Consider the following 22,163-nt stretch of genomic DNA (forward strand, 5'->3'; position numbering starts at 1 on the left):
TTAACGGTTCAGACCTAGACGTTCCCCCGAATAGGAACCATCTTGAACACGACGCCACCATGTTTCATTATTCAAATACCACAACACCGTTTTACGAATACCGGACTCAAATGTTTCCTGTGGTGTCCATCCTAATTCATTGGCAATCTTATCTGCATCAATAGCATAGCGCATATCATGACCAGGTCTGTCAGTCACATAAGTAATCAAATCACGATAATGTGCAACACCTTGTGGCTTTTGTGGACATAGCTCTTCAAGCAATCCACAAATCGTTTCAACGACATCAATATTACGGCGCTCATTATGACCACCAATATTATAGGTACTACCCGGTAGTGCTGTTGTAGCTACCAAGTGCAACGCACGTGCATGATCTTCAACAAATAACCAATCGCGGATCTGCTCGCCTTTGCCATAAACAGGAAGAGGCTTGCCTGCTAGCGCATTCAAAATAATCAGCGGGATCAGTTTCTCAGGAAAATGATAAGGACCATAATTATTTGAACAGTTGGTGATCATAGTTGGCAAACCATAGGTACGCTGCCACGCTCGCACTAAATGGTCACTGGATGCTTTAGAGGCCGAATAAGGGCTGCTTGGCGCATATGGCGTTGTTTCAGTAAAGAATCCATCTGGCCCTTCCAAATCACCATACACTTCATCAGTTGAAATATGGTGGAAACGAAACTGGCCTTTTTTCGATTCGTCTAGCGCCATCCAATAACTGCGAGCAGCCTCTAACAAGGTGTAAGTACCAACAATATTCGTTTCAATAAAGGCAGCTGGCCCATCAATAGAGCGGTCAACATGGCTTTCTGCTGCCAAGTGCATCACTACATCAGGTTGATATTTAGTAAAGACGCGGTCTAACTCCGCACGGTCGCAAATATTGACTTGCTCAAAAGCATAGCGCTCACTGCCTGAAACTTCGCTTAATGACTCTAAGTTACCTGCATAGGTCAAACAATCCACAACAATTGCGCTATCGCTGGTGTTTTCAATAATATGACGAACGACCGCAGAGCCGATAAAACCGGCTCCGCCTGTAATTAAAATGCGTTTCAACGCCAAACTCCTTTGGTATCAACAACCCATTTTTGTTTAATTAATGAACCTTGAATCGCTTTGAATTGGTTATGATCAACAAGCATTAAAATGATGTCTGCATCTGTCACCGCATCTTCAATTGAAGCGAGCTCAACGATACCTTTTAATGATGTTGGCAATTCATGAATGTGAGGCTCAACCGCATAGGTTTTACCTTTGTTCCAGTTAGCGATCATCTTAGTGATATGCATCGCTGGACTTTCACGTAGGTCATCAATGTTTGGTTTAAATGACAAGCCGAAGCAAGCAATTGTTACTTCGCTGGCAGTTTTACCTGTTTCAGCTAAGCAATCTGCAACTGCCGCTTTAACTTGATCAACCACCCAAATTGGTTTGCCATCATTGACTAAGCGTGCAGTGTGGATCAAACGTGATTGTTGTGGATTTTGTGCCACAATAAACCATGGGTCAACGGCAATACAGTGTCCACCAACACCTGGACCTGGTTGCAAGATATTGACGCGAGGATGGCGGTTTGCCAAGCTGATCAGCTCCCAAACATTAATATTTTGTTCGGCACAGATCAGGGATAATTCGTTAGCGAAGGCAATGTTCACATCACGGAAGCTATTTTCAGTCAGCTTACACATTTCTGCGGTTCTTGAGTTAGTGATAACACATTCACCTTCAAGGAAAATATTATATAGCTCACTCGCACGTAATGACGATTTCGGGTTCATACCCCCAACAACACGGTCATTTTTAATCAACTCGACCATCACCTGACCCGGTAATACACGCTCAGGGCAGTACGCCACATCAATATCGGCTTGCTCACCAGTTTGGTGTGGGAACGTTAAGTCAGGACGCGCTTGTGCCATCCACTCTGACATTTGCTCAGTGGTACCAACAGGCGAGGTGGATTCTAAAATCACCAAATCACCCTTTTTCAACACAGGCGCAATCGACTCGGCAGCTGCCTTCACATAAGTCAGGTCAGGCTCATGTTCCCCTTTAAATGGCGTTGGAACCGCGATCAAGTATGCATCTGCCGGTTGCGGCTTAGTAAAGGCTTTCAGATGACCTGCTTCAACAGCCGCTTTAACGACGTTGTCGAGTTCTGGCTCAACAATATGGATTTTACCCTGATTAATGGTATCAACCGCATGTTGGTTGACATCAACGCCAACAACTTGCTTTTTGCGCGAGGCAAATGCGGCTGCTGTTGGTAAACCAATATAACCAAGGCCGATAACAGAAATAGTTTCAAAACTCATAATTTCACCTGATTGCTTTTTAGTGCTTCAAGAATACGCTGACAAGCATGACCATCCCCATATGGGTTATGAGCGCGGCTCATTGCATGATATTCCGCTTCATCTGTCAGTAACCGGTTAACTTCTGCAACAATTTTTTGTGTGTCTGTACCAACAAGGCGTACGGTGCCTGCATCGACAGCTTCTGGGCGTTCAGTTGTGTCCCTCATGACTAAAACTGGCTTGCCTAGTGATGGCGCTTCTTCTTGGATCCCACCTGAATCCGTCAAAATCAAGTAAGAATGATTCATCAAATAGACAAAAGGCAAATACTCTTGAGGGCTAATAAGAATAATATTATCAATACCATGCAAAATACGTTTGACAGGCTCACTGACATTTGGATTCAAATGCACAGGATAAACTACCTGAACATCAGGGTGGCTTTGGGCAATTTCAGCCAATGCATGGCAAATACGTTCGAAACCACCGCCAAAACTTTCTCGACGATGACCCGTCACTAAAACCATTTTTTTGTTTGCATCTATGAATGGGTAATTTGCAGCCAATTTTTCGACCATATATTGGTCACTCATCACCTTATCACGCACCCACAACAGCGCATCAATAACCGTATTGCCCGTTACAAAAATATGGTTATCTGGGAGTGACTCTTTCAGTAGATTTTGGCGAGAATTTTCCGTTGGTGCGAAATGGTACATTGCCAAATGCCCCGCAATTTTGCGGTTTGCTTCTTCCGGCCAAGGGGAATACAGGTTGCCGGTACGCAGCCCTGCTTCTACATGCCCAACAGGAATGCGATGATAAAATGCAGCGAGGCTAGTAGCCATCGTGGTTGCGGTATCACCATGCACTAACACAACATCAGGCTGAAAATCAGCAAATACGCTTTTTAGCCCTTCTAGGATACGACAGGTAATATCGGTTAAATCTTGCCCCGGCTTCATAATATTGAGATCATAATCAGGTGTGATCTCAAATAGCTTCAGTACCTGATCGAGCATTTCTCGGTGCTGGGCCGTTACACATACTTTAGCTTCAAAAGCCGTATCATTAGCAAGTGCATGCACCAGTGGGGCCATCTTAATGGCTTCCGGTCGAGTGCCGAATACAGTCAATACTTTCACAGTGACTCTCTTATATTTATCTATGCAGTTAGCTGCTTTTATTTAATTATAATGACTTAATGCAGTGGCTGACCTGATGCCAGCCACTTATACAAATCAGGATGGACGACGGCGAGCAAGCACAACGCCTGCACCAACCAACGCACCAATAGCACCCCATAGAACCATCATAAAGGCTCTGCGTGGACTATCACGTTTGACGGGATCTTCAGGTGTCCGTAGGTAACGGTAAGCCTGAAAATGGTCTTGGAGAGTTGGCCCTACACTCAATGTCGATAACATTGCGATGTTTTGATCATAATCAGTATCATGATCAGGCCCTGTCGCTTTCAGCGTTTCAATCTGAGCTTCCAGTAGTGGAACCCCTAGCATAAACATTTTTGAATCTGGGATTTCATCAACTGGTGCAGTACTTTGATTACGTGAAATACCTTGTTTTTCTGCGACTTTCAGTGCTTGCTGAAGAACATTTAAACGTCTTTCATAAGCGGATTCAGCAACCATATCTTCACGTTTTACTAACGCTTTCATAGACTGCAATTTAGTCGCCCAAGTCCCTTTGATTTCATCATTCAGATTTGCCGTTGCGCGTTGATTAGCAAACTGAACATATTCACGTAATAACTGGTTAGCATCTTTCGAGGTTTCAGCAATTAACTTAATGCTGTCATTGGTATTTTTAAGTTTATCGGATGGCGTAAATTGAATATTGTCGATCAACTCATCCAAAAGTGCGGCATCTGCCTTCTGATCATTCTCTAAGCGCTGCTTATAATAATCCCTTGTTAACCAAAATTGACGTCGAGTATCATAAGCACCTACCTGCTTAATAAACTCTTGGTATGCTTCATTGGCAATCGTGGGTAATTGACCTTCTTGACCCGTCGAATTGATTCGAGAATCCAGATTACGTAAAAACTGTTGTTGCGAATAGTAACTACCCAAATTATTCACGGTTGGCAAGTCAGTGATCGCCGTTGAGCTCCATTTCTGCTGCATAAAATAGGAGGCTCCCAATGCAATTGCTGCGAATAACACAGCAACTGCCACGATCCAAATTTTACCTTGCCATAAAGAACGGCACAAACCACGGATATCCAATTCCGGTTCTATCGGCGGCTGATACTGATTAGGTTGTGTTTCTGAGTTTTTCACTGCACAGAACCTCTATTATTTCCGTTTGTCGTTACCGTACTGCACCTCTACGCATACGACGTCTGACGCGTTTAATAAAACGAGCCACTTTCCACGCTCGTTTGATGCAGTAACCATACATAAAGAAGACAAGCAAAAAGAGTGCCAACATTACCCATTCAGGTATAAATGTTAGACGTTCACCAATAATTCCTACGCATGCTAAAAACGCGGCCGACAATGTGATCAGAACAAAAGCGCCTCTTGGGGTAAAACCTGAACGCATAATCAAATGGTGAATATGTTGGCGGTCAGGTGAAAATGGGCTCATACCTTTGCGAATACGACGATACATAATCGCTACCATGTCCATTAGTGGAATTGCAATAATCCATAACGCAGTGACAGGGTTAATTGGATGTATCGTTTCTTGGGTCGATTCCACAAGGATCCAAATAATGGTAAAACCGATCAAGGTACTTCCCGCATCCCCCATAAATACTTTAAAGCGGCGGCCCAATATGCCTAAGTTTAAGAAGATATAAGGAAGAATAGCTGCAATAAAGGCAAAACACCAAAATGCTAACGCGTAGTTACCACTTTGATATAACAAAAAGCCTAGCGCCCCAAACGAAACACAAGATAGCCCACCTAAAAGCCCATCAATACCATCAACCATATTAAAGGCATTGATCGCAGCCCAGACAGCAAATAGAGTGACAATATAACCGAATGGCCCAAGGACTAACTCCCATGGTCCAAATGCATGACCTAACGATTCTAATTTAAGATCAGCAATCATCATCATGGCAACAGCAACCATTGCCTGCACGCCTGCCCTTAATTTAACGCTAATATCGAATCGATCATCTAAAGCACCGATAAATACCAGCAAGCCGGCACAAACAAGGTATAACCATTTATGAGGAATATATTCCTCAGTAATGACAAACGCAAAACAGATACCAAAAAAGACCGTTATCCCCCCAACTAAAGGGACCAATCCTACGTGTTTTTTTCTAAAGTTAGGTTTATCTACCAGCCCGATTTTGGTTGCTACAACACGAGCGATAAAAATAAATACTAACGTGAACAAAAAAACGTAAAACAGACTAGCAAAAAATTGTGCGGTGTCCACGAGTCACTCTCTTATCTTTTTATCTAACTAACCTAAAACTAAAATATTTGTTCCCATACAAAGCCACGGGCGACAGCACATGCATTATCATCTCAAAATAGATAAGCGCTATAAGACGAGTCTTTAATAACTATACTCTAAGTAATTCGAGTTGTAGGTAGGCGACAAGCGAAGATAGACGGGGAGCATAGATAAACTCTATGACTCGGCTAGCTGAACGTAGTCAACGCTCCTACAACTTGAAAGATGACGAGTATATATTAAAAATTAGTCCCATAAGGTTATTACCGTATCCCTATTATACTTCAAATAGCAGCATCACTTTCAATCACACTCATCATACAGGCTTACCCACCCAATGATTGATATTATTGCTACCCAGCTGCACTTCAAACTATTTTGTAGATAACAAGGATACGACAACATCCTATTTATGTATCTTATGCCAAATAAAGCAATATACATGCCATAAAAACCAGTCACTCTTTAGCATTATAATTTTAGGCTTTTTTTTGTTTAATTATTGCACCTTTTTTGATAAATCAAAAAAAGACAATGCGCAAATGATATTCTCTGTTAATAAATACACCAATAGCATGTATCATATACAATTAATCAGCATACAAATAAAACAAAAATTATTTTACTTAACAAATCGATTCTCCGTTTTATGATAGAAAAAATCCAATACAATAATTATTATTTTATTGATAACCATCATGTCTATACGCTTGTATGATGTTTTCCTTACTTTTCAGTTCTCAACTTTCCGTTGCTCGCCTTCATTCGCAGTGTTAAACATGGATTTTAGTATCCCTACATAAAAATGCCCCTGTCTTTCACAAAACTAATTTAAACAAACAGAAAGATTAAAGTAGTATCTCAAATCATTCATATAATACACAAGAAAAATACTGTTAATAGATAATGTTATACACTTTCACACGAGCTAAGCGTGTACTTATTGATTTTGTATGATAATAAATCATCTGAGCCATTTATGACCATTACATTAGAATAAAGCTGATGAAATTATTCACTTCAATATACTTAACAACAAATAATCCTGCTAACAGGAAATATATTTGTGTTTCGTATCAAAACTCACTAATTTTAAGCGATTATTATTGGCGTTTTTACAAAATACATTTTAGTTTGGGTACTCGTGGTAAACATGATATTTAATCATCGATATTTTATTTTAGAAGGATAAAATTGAAACTCGTATAGATCCCATAGTTTAAAATGTCATTTAACACGCAAAATCAATAAATAAATAAATCGAATATTTTACAAACGTTACATACTTCTTTCTTTCAAATTTGTTTTAACTATTGATATACCATAGTAGAACACTCCTAGTCCTGATAGGCCTTATACGATTTTATAAATCAATATCACCTGTATGCACAATCGAAAAATAAGCAATAAACTGATATAAAAAAAGCGCTGTTATCAACAGCGCTTATGCGAACCAGCAATACTGAAAGCTTATCGACTATGAACGTTTCATAAAATCGAAAAACTCTTCGTTAGTTTTCGTCATTGCTAATTTACTGATAAGGAATTCCATCGCATCAATTTCGCCCATCGGGTGAATAATCTTACGGAGGATCCACATTTTCTGTAATTCTTCTTGCGAAGTGAGCAGCTCTTCTTTACGTGTACCTGAACGGTTATAGTCGATAGCTGGGAAGACACGTTTTTCTGCGATCTTACGAGACAGGTGTAATTCCATATTACCTGTACCTTTAAACTCTTCGTAAATAACTTCGTCCATTTTAGAACCAGTATCTACAAGAGCAGTCGCAATAATGGTTAAACTACCACCTTCTTCAACGTTACGTGCAGCACCAAAGAAACGCTTAGGACGATGTAATGCGTTTGCATCCACACCACCCGTTAAAACTTTACCTGATGAAGGTACAACGGTGTTGTATGCACGCGCAAGACGTGTAATCGAATCAAGTAAAATAATAACGTCTTTTTTATGCTCAACAAGGCGTTTTGCTTTTTCGATAACCATTTCAGCAACCTGAACGTGACGCGCAGCAGGCTCATCAAAAGTTGAAGCAATTACTTCCCCTTTAACCAAACGTTGCATCTCTGTCACTTCTTCAGGACGTTCATCAATCAGCAGAACCATCAAAACGCAGTCTGGATAATTGTGAGCAATATTCGCCGCGATATTTTGCAGCAACATTGTTTTACCTGCTTTTGGCGGAGCGACAATCAGACCACGTTGACCACGACCAATTGGCGCTGCCAGATCCAATACGCGCGCGGTCAAATCTTCAGTTGAACCGTTACCACGTTCCATACGAAGGCGATTATTTGCATGTAATGGGGTTAAGTTTTCAAAGAGGATTTTGCTGCGGGCGTTTTCAGGTTTATCAAAGTTAACTTCATTAACTTTTAATAACGCAAAATAGCGTTCACCTTCTTTAGGAGGACGAATTTTTCCTGAAATGGTATCGCCAGTGCGAAGGTTGAAGCGGCGGATTTGGCTAGGAGAAACGTAGATATCATCGGGACCTGCGAGGTAAGAACTGTCTGCGGAACGGAGGAAACCAAACCCATCCTGCAATATCTCCAGTACGCCATCGCCGAAGATATCTTCCCCGCTTTTAGCATGCTGCTTCAAAATCGAGAAGATAATATCCTGTTTTCTCATACGGGCTAAATTTTCTAGCCCCATGTTTTCGCCTAACGTAATCAGTTCTGATACTGGCGTATTTTTTAATTCGGTAAGATTCATAATGGTGGGTTCTTTAACTCGGGGTATTTCTCGAACTATGAACGTAAATTGAAGACAACTATATATATTATACTCGCCTATTCCAAGCCACCGCATTGTTGGTTATGTTCACGGGTATTAGAGACATAGATTTCTATGCAACTATCAACTCGCTCACTCGCCACCTAGCTGTACTCTCGAATTATTAGAGTATACATAGTGTCAGTTTAACTTTATAACGCCCTGTTAATAACTACAAACTACAAGATTAACAATGCGTAAAAATTCTTGCGCTTGTTACTGCTAAGACTGCACTAACATTTAGCGTCGAATCATCAGAATGATGCGCGACCTATTATTAGAAACACAAACAATATTAGCAATAGTTTTTTTGTGCATTTAAGACAACATTGATCCCAATATAGCAAATTTGCCGCATTCAAAGCACTAAAACACAAATTAAAGACTCATTACGCAACTGTGACTTGAATTAGCACCAACAACATACTTCAACATAACTATCTTAAATTGATATAACAAAATATCACAAATGAGATGACTGAATATTGCAAGCGCGAGCAATCAGTATTCAAATTAATAATTTTTTGAAATCAATACACTATCAGCCCTAGATCACAATAAATGAACCACAACTGAACTGATAAACCAGATATTTATGATAAGAACAACGGATTATAAAGCAAGCCATACGGATACTATACGAGGATGCAGATAACTTATCATGCTTCAGAGAGGACGTCTAGCGGTCCTCTATATAAAATAGATATACCGCTAAACGTTTTGACTTAAATATCAGCTATAACTTACAGATTTTCGTCTAGAAAATCTTTTAACTGAGATTTAGATAATGCACCCACTTTTGTTGCCGCTACTTCACCATTTTTGAATAGTAGAAGCGTTGGGATACCACGAATACCATATTTTGGTGCCGTTGCTGGGTTATCATCAATATTCAGTTTTGCGATGGTCAGTTTGCCTGTATATTCTTCAGAAACTTCATCAAGAATTGGCGCGATCATTTTACAAGGACCACACCATGCAGCCCAGAAATCGACGAGAACAGGTGAACTTGCTTTTAGTACTGCGGTCTCAAAGCTTGCATCAGTTATATGTATAATTTTGTCGCTCATGTTGTACTCCAATGGATCATTTTTACCGTCTTAGTGTAACATTAATTGGCATCAGTATGCTTTATTTCAAAAGATACACTTTCGTAAACCAACCGTTAACTGATATTCTACCATACTATGAGTAAAGCACACTTGACAGAAAAGAAGTTTTCCGACTTCGCCTTGCACCCAAAAGTCATTGAAGCACTTAATAAAAAAGGCTTCAATTTTTGTACGCCAATCCAGGCGTCAACCTTGCCTTTCACTGTCGAAGGCAAAGATGTTGCGGGGCAAGCGCAAACTGGTACAGGTAAAACGTTAGCTTTTTTAACGTCGACATTCCATTACTTACTAACACATCCCGCTATTGAAGGGAAAAAAGCCAATCAACCACGCGCATTGCTCATGGCTCCAACACGTGAACTTGCCGTGCAAATCTACTCTGATGCAAAAGAGCTGGCTGAGTATACTGGCTTAAAAATGGGGCTTGCTTATGGTGGCGATGGCTATGATGAGCAATTAAAAGTACTGCAAAATGGCGTTGATATCCTTATCGGTACAACTGGCCGTTTAATTGACTATGCGAAACAAGGTCATGTTGATCTCGGCGCTATCCAAGTTGTCGTACTTGATGAAGCTGATCGCATGTATGATCTTGGCTTTATTAAAGATATTCGCTGGTTATTCCGCCGTATGCCTGCGGTCACTGAGAGACTAAACCTACTCTTCTCCGCAACACTTTCTTATCGTGTAAGAGAGCTGGCATTTGAGCAAATGAATAACCCTGAATATATCGAAGTAGAGCCTTTGCAGAGAACAGGTCATCGTATTAAAGAGGAGCTGTTTTACCCATCAAATGAAGAAAAGATGCGTTTATTGCAAACATTACTCGAAGAAGAGTGGCCTGAACGCTGCATTATTTTCGCTAATACCAAACATCGTTGTGATGATATTTGGGCGCACCTCGCTGCCGATGGGCATCGTGTCGGATTATTAACAGGTGATGTTGCACAAAAGAAACGTTTACGCATTTTAGAGGAATTCACTCAAGGTAATCTTGATATTTTAGTTGCAACCGATGTCGCGGCTCGTGGGTTACATATCCCATCAGTAACGCATGTGTTTAACTATGACTTACCTGATGATTGTGAAGACTATGTGCACCGTATCGGCCGTACTGGACGAGCAGGTGAAAGTGGTAATTCAATCAGTCTCGCTTGTGAAGAGTATGCATTGAATTTACCTGCTATTGAGGAATACATTCAACATTCTATTCCTGTCAGTAAATATAATAGCGAAGCACTGCTAACTGATCTCCCTGCGCCAAAACGTCGCCATCGTCCGCGCCCTGGAGGGCCTCGTCGTAATTCAAATTCGCCACGTCGCCATAATGGCCCACGTAATAACCATAAACGTTCAGGCTGAGTGATAACGATATGCTGAAATCCTCTTCTCTCTATGCAGCAATTGATTTAGGCTCGAACAGCTTTCATATGTTGGTCGTGCGTGAGGTTGCTGGTAGCATTCAGATTATTTCTAGAGTGAAACGTAAAGTGCGCCTTGCTGCGGGTTTAGATAGCAATAACATGCTGTCAGAGCAAGCAATGGAGCGTGGATGGCAATGTCTACGTCTCTTCTCAGAACACTTACAAGATATACCAAATAATCAGATACGAGTAGTTGCTACTGCAACGCTGCGTCTGGCTAAAAATGCGGATATTTTCGTGCAAAAAGCCAGTGAGATCCTCGGCAATACCGTCAAGGTTATTCAGGGGGAAGAAGAAGCTCGATTGATCTACCAAGGTGTTGCCCACACAACTGGCGGCCCAGATCAACGCCTAGTCGTTGATATTGGTGGGGGCAGTACAGAACTCGTCACAGGTACTGGAGCAAAAGCAGAACAATTGTTTAGCCTAGAAATGGGCTGTGTGACTTGGCTTGAAAGATATTTCAGTGATCGCTCTCTAACTGAAGAAAATTTTGCTCAAGCAGAAAAAGCCGCTCACGCAGTCGTTGCCCCAATCGCTGATGCTTTAAAACAGCACGATTGGAAAATTTGCGTTGGCGCATCCGGTACCGTTCAAGCCATTCAAGAGATCATGATCGCACAAGGGATGGATGAGCTGATTACCCTCGATAAGCTCCAACAGCTCAAATATAAAGCCATTCAGTGCCATAAACTTGAAGAGCTCGAAATTGAAGGGCTGACTTTTGAAAGAGCCTTGGTATTCCCAAGTGGCTTATCAATCCTAATTGCTATTTTTGAAGCGCTGTCTATTGATAATATGACATTGGCAGGTGGCGCGTTACGTGAAGGGTTAGTTTATGGCATGCTTGAACTACCTATTGAGCAAGATATTCGCGCACGCACACTACGTAACATCCAACGACGCTTTCAGGTTGATATTGAACAAGCCTCGCGAGTGAGCCAACTCGCAGAGCATTTCTTTTTGCAGGTCTCCAAAGACTGGAACTTAGATTCTCGGTGTCGTGATTTATTAATAGCTGCCTGTATACTGCACGAAATTGGTTTAAGCGTTGATTTTCGCAAAGGGCCAGAACATGCGGGATACTTAATTACAAATCTTGATTTACCCGGTTTCACCCCTGCACAAAAACGCTTGCTTGCTGCATTATTACGTAATCAGCAAGGCCCTGTTGACCTTGCTACTCTTAGCCAACAAAATGCATTGCCAATACAACAAGCTTATTATTTATGTCGTCTGTTACGATTAGCGATTATTTTTGCTAGCCGTCGACGTGATGATACCTTGCCTGCATTGAGGCTCCATGCAGAATCAACATCTCTGACGATTATGTTGCCATACCGCTGGCTAGCGGAGCATCCGCTACGCTCAGAAAATTTGCAACAGGAAGTACAGTGGCAAGGTTATGTAAATTGGCCTATCACTCTTGAAGAGCGTAATAGCTCTAATAGTTAAACAATTATTCCCCACACTTACCACATCAGTGTGGGGAATAACGATACTCGTCATATTTCAAATTGCAACGCTTTTCATTAAGATACACTCATACCAGTCACAGTGTTTTCTCTGCGCCTAGTGATTCGTTCACTTGCCGCCTAGCTGCACCTCGGATCATTTAGAGTATATATTTGCCTATCCTTTCTTATTTAGCCCTAAACGGGCCTTGATATCAGCAAGTGCAGATTGCCCTTTTTGCATTCGTTCTTCCGCAGTCACAACCTTGCGTTGCTGCTCCCACTCTAAATCATCTTGCGGCAATTCTAATAAAAAACGACTTAGCTCAGGGCGAATTAACTCTCCATATTGCCGACGTTCACGACAATGTGTGAAAAATAATTCTTTTTGGGCACGGGTGATCCCGACATAGGCCAAGCGACGCTCTTCATCAATATTATCTTCATCAATACTGCTTTGATGAGGTAATAAACCTTCTTCCATACCCACGAGGAAGACATACGGAAACTCTAATCCTTTTGATGCGTGCAATGTCATTAATTGCACTTGATCGGATCCTTCGTCATCTTCCCCACGCTCCATCATGTCGCGCAAAGTAAAACGGGTCACCACTTGGCTTAATGACATTGGCTCATTCAATTCATCCCCCTCAACCATTTCGCTCATCCACGTAAATAATTGATTGACGTTTTTCATCCGCATCTCAGCAGCTTTAGTACTCGCCGATGTTTCGTAGAGCCAGCTTTCGTAGTCCATTTCCCGTAACAAATCACGAACAGCTAATAGCGGTTCACGTTCTGACTGCTGTACAATTTTATCCATCCAATGGGTAAATTGTTGTAATGCAGTTAACCCTTTACCTGTAAGAGTTTGCTCTAAACCTAAATCAAAGCTAGCCTGATAAAGGCTTTTACCACGTTGATTTGCCCATTCCCCAAGTTTTTGGATTGTTTTAGGGCCAATTTCACGGCGAGGAGTATTTACAATACGTAAAAAAGCACTATCATCTTCTGGGTTAGTCAGTACGCGTAAATAAGCTAATAGATCTTTAATCTCAGGGCGTGAAAAGAATGAAGTGCCTCCCGAAATTCGATAAGGAATTCGGTTTTGCATCAGCATTTTTTCAAAAATACGTGACTGATGATTCCCTCGATATAAGATCGCATAATCTTTATATTGCGTTTTATTAATAAAGTGATGTGCAATTAATTCCCCGATCACTCTTTCCGCTTCATGATCTTCATTATTTGCAGTGATCACTTTTAACGGAGCACCATAACCCAAAGTTGAAAATAATTGCTTTTCAAATACATGTGGATTATTGGCAATCAAGATATTTGCTGCTTTTAAGATTCGCTCAGATGAACGGTAATTCTGTTCTAACTTAATCACATTCAGTTTTGGGAAATCTTCACTTAACAATACTAAATTTTGCGGCCTAGCTCCGCGCCACGAATAAATAGATTGGTCATCATCACCGACAACGGTAAAACGCGCCCGCTGACCGACAAGTAGTTTAACCAATTGGTATTGGCTCGTATTAGTATCTTGATATTCATCCACCAGCAAATAACGGATCTTGTGCTGCCAACGCTCACGAACTTCCTCATTTTGAGATAATAGTATTGTGGGCTTGCTGATCAGATCATCAAAATCCAGTACGTTACAGCTTTTTAAATGTAACTCGTAACGACGATAACATTCTGCAAAATGATGTTCCTTTTCGCTTCTCGCACGCCCAATGACCTGCTCTGGCGATAATAGATCATTTTTCCAATTCGAGATCGAGGAGATAAGTTGCTGTAGCAGGTCTTTATCTTCTTCCAGCAAATCAAAGGTAAGCTCTTTTAATAGAGCCATTTGGTCCTGATCATCAAACAAAGAAAAATTAGCCTTGATACCTAGCGCTTTATATTCACGCTTAATGATCTCCAAGCCAAGCGTATGGAATGTCGAGATAATCAATCCGCGTGCTTCTTTTTTACCTAACGTCTGAGCGACACGCTCTTTCATCTCACGTGCGGCTTTATTGGTAAAAGTTACCGCTGCAATTTGACGAGGTTGATAGCCACAATGGCGGATCAAATGCGCTATTTTGTTGGTAATAACACGGGTTTTTCCCGAACCGGCACCCGCCAGTACAAGGCATGGGCCATCCACAAATTCAACAGCCTGCTGTTGGCTTGGATTTAATCGCATGGTTTCTCTACATCGCTTAGTTATTCAAAATGGAACTCACTACGGATTGTAGCAGAAACCTAGCCAACTCTTGAGCAACGATCCTTTATAAAAGCAAAAAACCACATCATTCATTAGAACGATGTGGTTTTGTTCTTTTTCTTTTATAACATCAATACATTTTTCTAAACTATTCGCGTTAGAGGAAGGCGGCAAAGGAGGTTATCCCAAGGAGCATACATTAAGTATGTGACTTGGGTAACCGAGTGAAGCCAACGCACCTATCACGCGAAGAGTGACGAAAAATTAGGTTATCCCAAGGAGCATACATTAGTATGTGACTTGGGTAACCGAGTGAAGCCAACGCACCTATCACGCGAAGAGTGACGAAAAATTAGGTTATCCCAAGGAGCATACATTAGTATGTGACTTGGGTAACCGAGTGAAGCCAACGCACCTATCACGCGAAGAGTGACGAAAAATTATTGTGCACTAGAAATCTTCTTCATATCCGTCATATACCCACGCAGAGTCTTACCGATTTTCTCGATAGGATGATTACGGATAGCTTCATTAACATCACGTAATTGCGCATTATCAGTACCGTTGTCTGCAACAGGTTTCGCTAAATCGCCCGCTTGTAACTTAGTCATAAAGTCTTTCAGCATCGGAACAACTGCAAATGAGAACAGATAGTTACCATACTCCGCTGTATCTGAAATAACCACGTTCATTTCATACAGACGTTTACGCGCAATAGTATTCGCAATCAGCGGTAATTCATGCAGAGATTCATAATAAGCTGATTCTTCAAGAATACCGGCTTCCAGCATGGTATCAAATGCCAACTCAACCCCTGCTTTAACCATTGCAACCAACAGAACACCATGGTCAAAATACTCTTGCTCTGCGATTTTACCTGAGTACTCAGGGTAATTCTCAAATGGAGTCTTACCGGTTTCTTCACGCCAAGTCAGTAAGTTTTTATCATCATTTGCCCAGTCAGCCATCATTGTTCTAGAGAACTCACCTGAAATGATGTCATCCATATGTTTTTGGAACAATGGCGCCATAATCGTCTTCAGCTGCTCAGACAGTGCAAATGCACGCAGTTTGGCAGGGTTAGACAGGCGATCCATCATCAATGTGATACCACCTTGTTTCAGTGCCTCGGTGATCGTTTCCCAACCAAACTGAATCAACTTACCTGCGTAGCCCGGCTCAACGCCATCAGCGACCATTTTGTCGTAGCTTAGCAAAGCACCTGCTTGCAACATACCACACAGAATAGTTTGTTCACCCATCAGGTCTGATTTAACTTCAGCAACGAATGATGATTCCAGAACACCCGCGCGGTGACCACCTGTTGCAGCAGCCCAAGCTTTCGCAATTGCCATTCCCTCACCTTTCGGGTCATTTTCAGGATGAACTGCGATCAATGTTGGAACACCGAAACCACGCTTATACTCTTCGCGAACTTCAGTACCTGGGCATTTTGGAGCAACCATCACAACAGTAATGTCTTTACGAATTTCTTCACCAACTTCAACAATGTTAAAACCATGCGAATAACCTAATGCAGCGCCTTGCTTCATCATTGGCTGAACCGCACGAACAACTGCTGAGTGCTGTTTGTCTGGCGTTAAGTTAATCACTAAATCTGCGTGAGGGATCAATTCTTCATAGGTACCCACTTTAAAGCCATTCTCAGTCGCTTTACGCCATGATGCACGTTTCTCAGCGATAGCTTCTGCACGCAATGCATAAGCAATATCTAAACCTGAATCACGCATATTCAAGCCTTGGTTTAGACCTTGAGCACCACAACCGACGATGACGATTTTTTTACCTTTCAGGTACCCTGCTTCATCAGCAAATTCTTCACGTTTCATGAAACGACACTTGCCTAACTGCTCTAACTGCTGACGCAGATTCAAAGTATTAAAATAATTCGTCATTGTCTTACTCCATTGTTCTGTTGTGTTCGTTATTTCAAGCAATCAATGTTGCCTGCCGCTTTTCTCAAGCGATTATGGTTTTACTATATGCGATGATTTGCATTGCTTAAATTGATATATTAACAATACAATGTTGCAGTTTATGCAACACTATTTTTTATGCCACCCAGTGGAGCCACTAAATGGATATCCGAGATTTAAAACTATTTCTACACTTAGCAGAAAGCTGCCATTTTGGTAGAACATCTAAAGCTATGTATGTCAGCCCATCTACGCTATCTCGACAAATACAACGCTTAGAAGAACAATTAGGGCATCCATTATTTATTAGAGATAATCGCTCGGTAAAACTCACTCAAGCAGGTGAACATTTAAAACAATTTGCTCAGCAAACACTATTGCAATATCAGCAATTACAACATGTGCTAAACCAACAAAGTCCATCTTTAACTGGGGAACTACGTCTTTTTTGTTCCGTTACCGCAGCCTATAGCCATTTACCGCAGGTACTCGATAAATTTAGAGCATTACACCCACTCGTAGAAATAAAACTCACCACTGGCGATGCTGCCGATGCCGTCGATAAAGTCGAAACTAAGGAGGCAGACCTCGGGATAGCCGGTAAACCAGAGCGGCTACCTGATAATGTCAGATTTACCAAAATCGGTGAAATCCCCTTAGTCCTAATAGCGCCAGCGCTACCTTGTGCTGTTCGTAGCATGGCAACAGAAGAACATCCTGATTGGTCTTCTATTCCCTTTATCTTGCCTGAACATGGTCCTTCCAGAAAACGTATCGAGTTATGGTTTCGTCGTTACAATATTAACAACCCTGTTATTTATGCAACCGTTTCTGGCCATGAAGCAATCGTCTCAATGGTGGCACTAGGTTGTGGTATTGCGCTGATACCCAGTGTGGTTGTTGATAACAGCCCTGAGCCTGTCCGTAGCCGTATCTTACAGCTTGATAATGTTTCGCTAGTTGAGCCATTCGAGTTAGGCGTCTGCTTACTTAGCAAACGCCTAAATGAGCCATTGATTAAATCGTTTTGGCAGTTGCTACCTGAAAATCTAATCTAATGTCTGTGGTGTATCTTGAGGCGCTAAAAAGAAACGGAACGATGGATTTCCAGTTTCGTCATGATATTCATAACCAAGCGCTTCAAGATGCCTATCAAAACGAACTTCAGGGCCAGAAAGCTCAAAAGCGGCCAATACACGACCATAATCCGTGCCATGGCTACGATAATGAAATAGCGTGATATTCCAATAGGTACCTAACGTTTCTAAAAACTTCAATAACGCACCTGGTGACTCAGGGAATTCAAAGCTATATAGGCGTTCATTCAATGGCTTAGATGGGCGGCCCCCTATCATATAACGAACATGCAGCTTTGCCATCTCATCATCAGAAAGATCAGCCACTTCATAGCCATGTTGTTTCAACTCTTGAACAATTTCAACCCGTTCGTTTTCGCCACCGTTTAGCCTTACGCCAACAAAAATACATGCGCGCTCAGGATCAGCATCCGTATAACGATAGTTAAATTCAGTCACTGAGCGTTGGCCTAATAATTGACAGAATCGCAAAAAGCTGCCTTTTTGCTCAGGAATTGTGACCGCGAGTAAAGCCTCTCGTTTCTCACCGATTTCACAGCGCTCAGAAACATAACGCAAACCATGAAAATTCATGTTCGCACCAGATAACACATGAGCTAAACGTTCGCCTTTAATGTTATGTTGCTGAACATATTTTTTTAGCCCTGCTAATGCTAAAGCCCCTGAAGGCTCGGCTATTGCTCGTACGTCCTCAAAAATATCTTTCAATGACGCACAAATTTCATCACTATCGACGGTGATCACATCATCAACGTATTGTTGGCACAGCCTGAATGTCTCATCACCAATACGTTTTACTGCGACACCTTCAGCAAATAAACCGACACGTGTTAAATCAACTGGATGCCCAGCCGCCAACGCCGCTTTTAAACAAGCAGCCTCTTCCGCTTCAACCCCAATGATTTTGATTTCAGGCATTAGTTGCTTGATTAAAACAGCAACGCCCGCAATTAAACCACCACCACCAACTGGAATGAAAATGCGATCAAGATGAGCATCTTGCTGTAATAGCTCCAATGCGATAGTTGCTTGGCCCGCAATCACTGATGGATGGTCAAACGGGGGAACAAAGGTGTAGCCCTCTTGTGCCGCCATTTCAATCGCTTTTGCTTTTGCCTCATCAAAATTTGCACCGAATAGGATGGCTTCACCACCAAAACCGCGTACCGCATCAACCTTGATATCAGCGGTTGCTATAGGCATCACAATTTTTGCTTTCACCCCAACGCGGCTTGCAGATAAAGCAACCCCTTGGGCATGATTACCAGCAGAAGCCGTTACTACCCCTTTGGCTTTTTGTTCATCACTTAAACTGGCAATCATGGCGTAAGCGCCACGTAGTTTAAAACTATGAACAGGCTGCCTATCTTCACGTTTAACTAATACCGTATTGCCTACCCGAGCAGAAATCTTACTCATTGCTTGCAAAGGGGTAACTTGGGCGACTTCATAAACCGGCGCACTTAGCGCCGCTTTTAGGTAATCAGCACCAGAAGGCGCTGAGGGTAATGGTTTTGCAGCGGCCACAATTAGCCTCCCAGTTTAGATTTGTCGCGTACAGCGCCCTTATCTGCACTGGTCGCAAGCGAGGCATAAGCACGAAGCGCATAAGACACTTCTCGTTGACGGTTACGTGGAGTATAGGCTTTATCACCACGTGCCAATTCCGCATCACGGCGCTTGTTCAATTCGCTTTCATTGACATCAAGTACCATCGTTCGCTTAGGAATATCGATGTCAATAATGTCACCATCTTGTACCAGCGCTAACAAACCACCACTCGCCGCTTCAGGGGAAATATGACCAATTGAAAGCCCTGAACTACCACCAGAAAAACGCCCATCGGTGATCAAAGCGCAGCTCTTACCCAATCCCATGGATTTTAGATAGGAGGTTGGATACAACATTTCCTGCATTCCAGGACCACCTTTCGGTCCTTCATAGCGGATAACCACTACATCACCTTCAACGACTTTACCGCCTAGAATTGCTTCTACCGCATCGTCTTGACTCTCGAAAACTTTTGCTGGACCACGGAATGTTAAGCTATCTTCATCGACACCAGCTGTTTTTACGATACATCCATCTTCTGCGATATTACCGGCTAGAACGGCCAATCCACCATCTAAGCTATAAGCATGCTCAATATTGCGGATACAACCATTTTCACGGTCAGTATCTAGCGTTGGCCAACGGCAACTTTGAGAAAATGCTTGAGTAGTACGGATCCCCGCAGGCCCTGCTGAAAACATCGATTTCACAGCTTCATCTTTTGTTAGCATCACATCGTACTGTTCGAGAGTCTGCTTAAAAGTCAGTCCAAGGATATTTTTAACATCTTCTTGTAACAAACCTGCGCGACTTAACTCACCTAAAATACCGATAACACCACCAGCACGGTGGACATCTTCCATATGGTATTTTTGTGTACTTGGAGCAACCTTACATAAATGTGGAACCTTACGTGACAGACGATCAATATCGGTCATGGTAAAATCAACATCAGCTTCTTGAGCCGCCGCTAATAAGTGCAGAACTGTATTCGTTGAACCACCCATCGCGATATCTAATGTCATCGCATTTTCAAATGCCGCTTTGTTAGCGATATTACGTGGTAATGCACTCTCATCGTCTTGTTCATAATAACGCTTAGTCAGCTCAACAATTCGCTTACCTGCGTTGATAAACAGCTCTTTACGGTCAGCATGAGTCGCTAAAAGAGAGCCATTACCCGGCTGCGATAAACCCAAAGCTTCTGTTAAGCAGTTCATTGAGTTTGCAGTAAACATACCGGAGCAAGAGCCACATGTAGGGCAAGCTGAACGCTCAATTTGCTCGCTATCAGCATCACTCACGTTCGGGTTAGCACCTTGGATCATCGCATCAACTAAATCTAATTTAATGATTTGATCTGAAAGCTTGGTTTTACCCGCTTCCATTGGGCCACCTGACACAAAAATAACTGGAATGTTTAGGCGCAAGGCAGCCATTAGCATACCTGGAGTAATTTTATCGCAGTTAGAAATACAGACCATTGCATCTGCGCAATGTGCATTTACCATGTATTCAACAGAATCTGCAATTAACTCACGAGAAGGTAAGGAGTACAGCATTCCACCATGCCCCATCGCAATACCATCATCAACAGCAATCGTATTAAACTCTTTTGCGACACCACCCGCAGCTTCAATTTGTTCGGCAACGAGTTTACCCAAGTCGCGCAAATGAACGTGACCAGGTACAAATTGGGTAAATGAGTTAACAACCGCAATAATCGGTTTTCCAAAATCAGCGTCAGTCATCCCCGTAGCTCGCCATAATGCGCGAGCTCCTGCCATATTACGACCATGAGTGGTTGTTGCTGAACGGTACTTAGGCATATCTTTACTCCCGTGTTTTTAAAAACAGGCGGGGAACGACCGCCTGTAAATCAAGCTGTATTTATTATTGAGGGTTAACTGGATCCAACCAACCCCATTTGTCTTCTGTTGTTCCATCAAACAGGCCAAAGAATGCTTGCTGGATCTTTTTAGTCACAGGACCACAGCGGCCAATACCAATTTCGATACCATCTACACTACGCACTGGGGTAATTTCTGCGGCTGTTCCAGTCATAAAGACTTCATCAGCAAGATACAATGACTCACGTGACAATGTTTGTTCACGCACTTCAATACCCATATCTTTAGCTAAGGTCAAAATTGCATCGCGAGTGATCCCTGGAAGCGCAGAAGAAGTAAACGGAGGGGTAAATAAAATACCATCCTTAACTTCAAAAATATTTTCGCCAGCACCTTCAGATAGGTAACCATGAACATCTAACGCAATACCTTCCTGATAACCATGACGGCGAGCTTCACTACCAACCAGTAGAGATGACAGATAGTTACCACCTGCTTTCGCGCCCGTAGGAATAGTATTTGCCGCAACACGATTCCAAGAAGAAACCATCGCATCGATACCTTGATCTAAAGCTTCTTCCCCTAGGTATGCACCCCAAGGAAAAGCGGCCATAATAACATCCGTGTTATAACCATCAGGCGGGTTAACCCCCATACCAACATCACCAATGAAAACAAGTGGGCGAATATATGCGCTGACTAAGTTATTTTTACGCAGCGTTGCACGACAAGCTTCCATTAACTCTTCAACACTGTAGCTGACTGGCATACGGTAAATTTTTGCAGAATCACGCAGGCGCTGCATATGCTCGCGATGGCGAAAAACAACAGGCCCTTTATGTGAATCATAGCAACGGACACCCTCAAATACGGAGGTTCCGTAATGCAAAGCATGAGACATAACATGAACTTTTGCATCAGCCCATGGCGTCATTTCACCGTTAAACCAAATATAGTCAGCTTTCTTAGTCAT

General features: G+C 42.2%; 15 protein-coding genes. 3 read left to right on the top strand and 12 right to left on the bottom strand.

Features of this window, described 5'->3' with window-relative positions; genetic code table 11:
- The 7 genes from rffG to trxA all read right to left on the bottom strand — a co-directional run bounded on the left by rffG (position 1) and on the right by trxA (position 9,614).
- The gene (gene rffG, locus JI723_RS18740) at positions 1-1,068 is read right to left on the bottom strand and encodes a dTDP-glucose 4,6-dehydratase (protein ID WP_319068975.1); all 1,068 of its coding nucleotides are present in this window, start codon (positions 1,066-1,068) and stop codon (positions 1-3) included.
- The gene (gene wecC, locus JI723_RS18745; RefSeq protein ID WP_140182133.1) at positions 1,065-2,327 is read right to left on the bottom strand and encodes a UDP-N-acetyl-D-mannosamine dehydrogenase; all 1,263 of its coding nucleotides are present in this window, start codon (positions 2,325-2,327) and stop codon (positions 1,065-1,067) included. The genes rffG and wecC overlap by 4 nt, the downstream gene beginning before the upstream one ends.
- Positions 2,324-3,454 carry a non-hydrolyzing UDP-N-acetylglucosamine 2-epimerase gene (gene wecB, locus JI723_RS18750; RefSeq protein ID WP_070928559.1) on the bottom strand — a complete coding sequence of 377 codons (1,131 nt, stop codon included), beginning with the start codon at positions 3,452-3,454 and terminating at the stop codon, positions 2,324-2,326. Before wecB ends, wecC begins: the two co-directional genes overlap by 4 nt.
- A 96-nt stretch (positions 3,455-3,550) precedes the next feature.
- Positions 3,551-4,609, bottom strand: a complete 1,059-nt coding sequence (gene wzzE, locus JI723_RS18755) for an ECA polysaccharide chain length modulation protein (RefSeq protein ID WP_337979641.1) — start codon at positions 4,607-4,609, stop codon at positions 3,551-3,553.
- Between the two features lie 31 nt (positions 4,610-4,640).
- Positions 4,641-5,726, bottom strand: coding sequence for a UDP-N-acetylglucosamine--undecaprenyl-phosphate N-acetylglucosaminephosphotransferase (gene wecA / locus JI723_RS18760; RefSeq protein ID WP_070928557.1), 1,086 nt, complete (start codon positions 5,724-5,726; stop codon positions 4,641-4,643).
- Positions 5,727-7,224: 1,498 nt separating this feature from the next.
- On the bottom strand, positions 7,225-8,484 hold the full coding sequence (gene rho / locus JI723_RS18765) for a transcription termination factor Rho (protein WP_140182136.1): 1,260 nt from the start codon (positions 8,482-8,484) through the stop codon (positions 7,225-7,227).
- A gap of 803 nt (positions 8,485-9,287) precedes the next feature.
- The gene (gene trxA / locus JI723_RS18770) at positions 9,288-9,614 is read right to left on the bottom strand and encodes a thioredoxin TrxA (RefSeq protein ID WP_070928555.1); all 327 of its coding nucleotides are present in this window, start codon (positions 9,612-9,614) and stop codon (positions 9,288-9,290) included.
- A gap of 117 nt (positions 9,615-9,731) precedes the next feature.
- Here trxA and rhlB point away from each other — a divergent pair, with 117 nt between their 5' ends.
- Both rhlB and gppA read left to right on the top strand, forming a co-directional pair.
- Positions 9,732-11,018 (top strand): ATP-dependent RNA helicase RhlB, encoded by a 1,287-nt coding sequence (rhlB, locus tag JI723_RS18775; RefSeq protein WP_070928553.1) that lies wholly within the window; start codon positions 9,732-9,734, stop codon positions 11,016-11,018.
- Positions 11,019-11,029: 11 nt separating this feature from the next.
- Positions 11,030-12,535: a guanosine-5'-triphosphate,3'-diphosphate diphosphatase gene (gene gppA, locus JI723_RS18780; RefSeq protein WP_337979642.1), complete on the top strand. Its 1,506-nt coding sequence runs from the start codon at positions 11,030-11,032 to the stop codon at positions 12,533-12,535.
- Between the two features lie 177 nt (positions 12,536-12,712).
- Here the strand turns inward: gppA and rep are convergent, their stop codons facing one another.
- Together rep and ilvC are read right to left on the bottom strand one after the other, a co-directional pair.
- A complete protein-coding gene (rep, locus tag JI723_RS18785) occupies positions 12,713-14,734 on the bottom strand; it encodes a DNA helicase Rep (protein ID WP_070928549.1) in 2,022 nt (673 codons plus the stop codon).
- A gap of 461 nt (positions 14,735-15,195) precedes the next feature.
- Positions 15,196-16,671, bottom strand: a complete 1,476-nt coding sequence (gene ilvC / locus JI723_RS18790) for a ketol-acid reductoisomerase (RefSeq protein ID WP_319068969.1) — start codon at positions 16,669-16,671, stop codon at positions 15,196-15,198.
- A gap of 182 nt (positions 16,672-16,853) precedes the next feature.
- Between ilvC and ilvY the strand changes: the two genes are divergently transcribed.
- Positions 16,854-17,750, top strand: coding sequence for an HTH-type transcriptional activator IlvY (gene ilvY / locus JI723_RS18795; protein ID WP_070928545.1), 897 nt, complete (start codon positions 16,854-16,856; stop codon positions 17,748-17,750).
- Here the strand turns inward: ilvY and ilvA are convergent.
- The 3 genes from ilvA to JI723_RS18810 form a co-directional block, all read right to left on the bottom strand.
- Positions 17,742-19,316, bottom strand: a complete 1,575-nt coding sequence (gene ilvA, locus JI723_RS18800; RefSeq protein ID WP_337979643.1) for a threonine ammonia-lyase, biosynthetic — start codon at positions 19,314-19,316, stop codon at positions 17,742-17,744. The two genes, ilvY and ilvA, sit on opposite strands and share 9 nt — an antisense overlap.
- 2 nt (positions 19,317-19,318) lie before the next feature.
- Positions 19,319-21,169: a dihydroxy-acid dehydratase gene (gene ilvD, locus JI723_RS18805; RefSeq protein ID WP_337979644.1), complete on the bottom strand. Its 1,851-nt coding sequence runs from the start codon at positions 21,167-21,169 to the stop codon at positions 19,319-19,321.
- Between the two features lie 64 nt (positions 21,170-21,233).
- Positions 21,234-22,163: a branched-chain amino acid transaminase gene (locus JI723_RS18810; RefSeq protein ID WP_070928541.1), complete on the bottom strand. Its 930-nt coding sequence runs from the start codon at positions 22,161-22,163 to the stop codon at positions 21,234-21,236.

This window comes from Providencia manganoxydans (genome assembly GCF_016618195.1).
GTDB classification, from domain to species: Bacteria; Pseudomonadota; Gammaproteobacteria; order Enterobacterales; family Enterobacteriaceae; genus Providencia; species Providencia manganoxydans.

Coding starts and splice junctions, on each gene's coding strand:
- wecC (WP_140182133.1), bottom strand. CDS start 2,327: ATGAGTTTTGAAACTATTTCTGTTATCGGCCTTGGTTATATTGGTTTA.
- ilvY (WP_070928545.1), top strand. CDS start 16,854: ATGGATATCCGAGATTTAAAACTATTTCTACACTTAGCAGAAAGCTGC.
- rhlB (WP_070928553.1), top strand. CDS start 9,732: ATGAGTAAAGCACACTTGACAGAAAAGAAGTTTTCCGACTTCGCCTTG.
- gppA (WP_337979642.1), top strand. CDS start 11,030: ATGCTGAAATCCTCTTCTCTCTATGCAGCAATTGATTTAGGCTCGAAC.
- trxA (WP_070928555.1), bottom strand. CDS start 9,614: ATGAGCGACAAAATTATACATATAACTGATGCAAGCTTTGAGACCGCA.
- rho (WP_140182136.1), bottom strand. CDS start 8,484: ATGAATCTTACCGAATTAAAAAATACGCCAGTATCAGAACTGATTACG.
- ilvC (WP_319068969.1), bottom strand. CDS start 16,671: ATGACGAATTATTTTAATACTTTGAATCTGCGTCAGCAGTTAGAGCAG.
- rep (WP_070928549.1), bottom strand. CDS start 14,734: ATGCGATTAAATCCAAGCCAACAGCAGGCTGTTGAATTTGTGGATGGC.
- ilvD (WP_337979644.1), bottom strand. CDS start 21,169: ATGCCTAAGTACCGTTCAGCAACAACCACTCATGGTCGTAATATGGCA.
- JI723_RS18810 (WP_070928541.1), bottom strand. CDS start 22,163: ATGACTAAGAAAGCTGACTATATTTGGTTTAACGGTGAAATGACGCCA.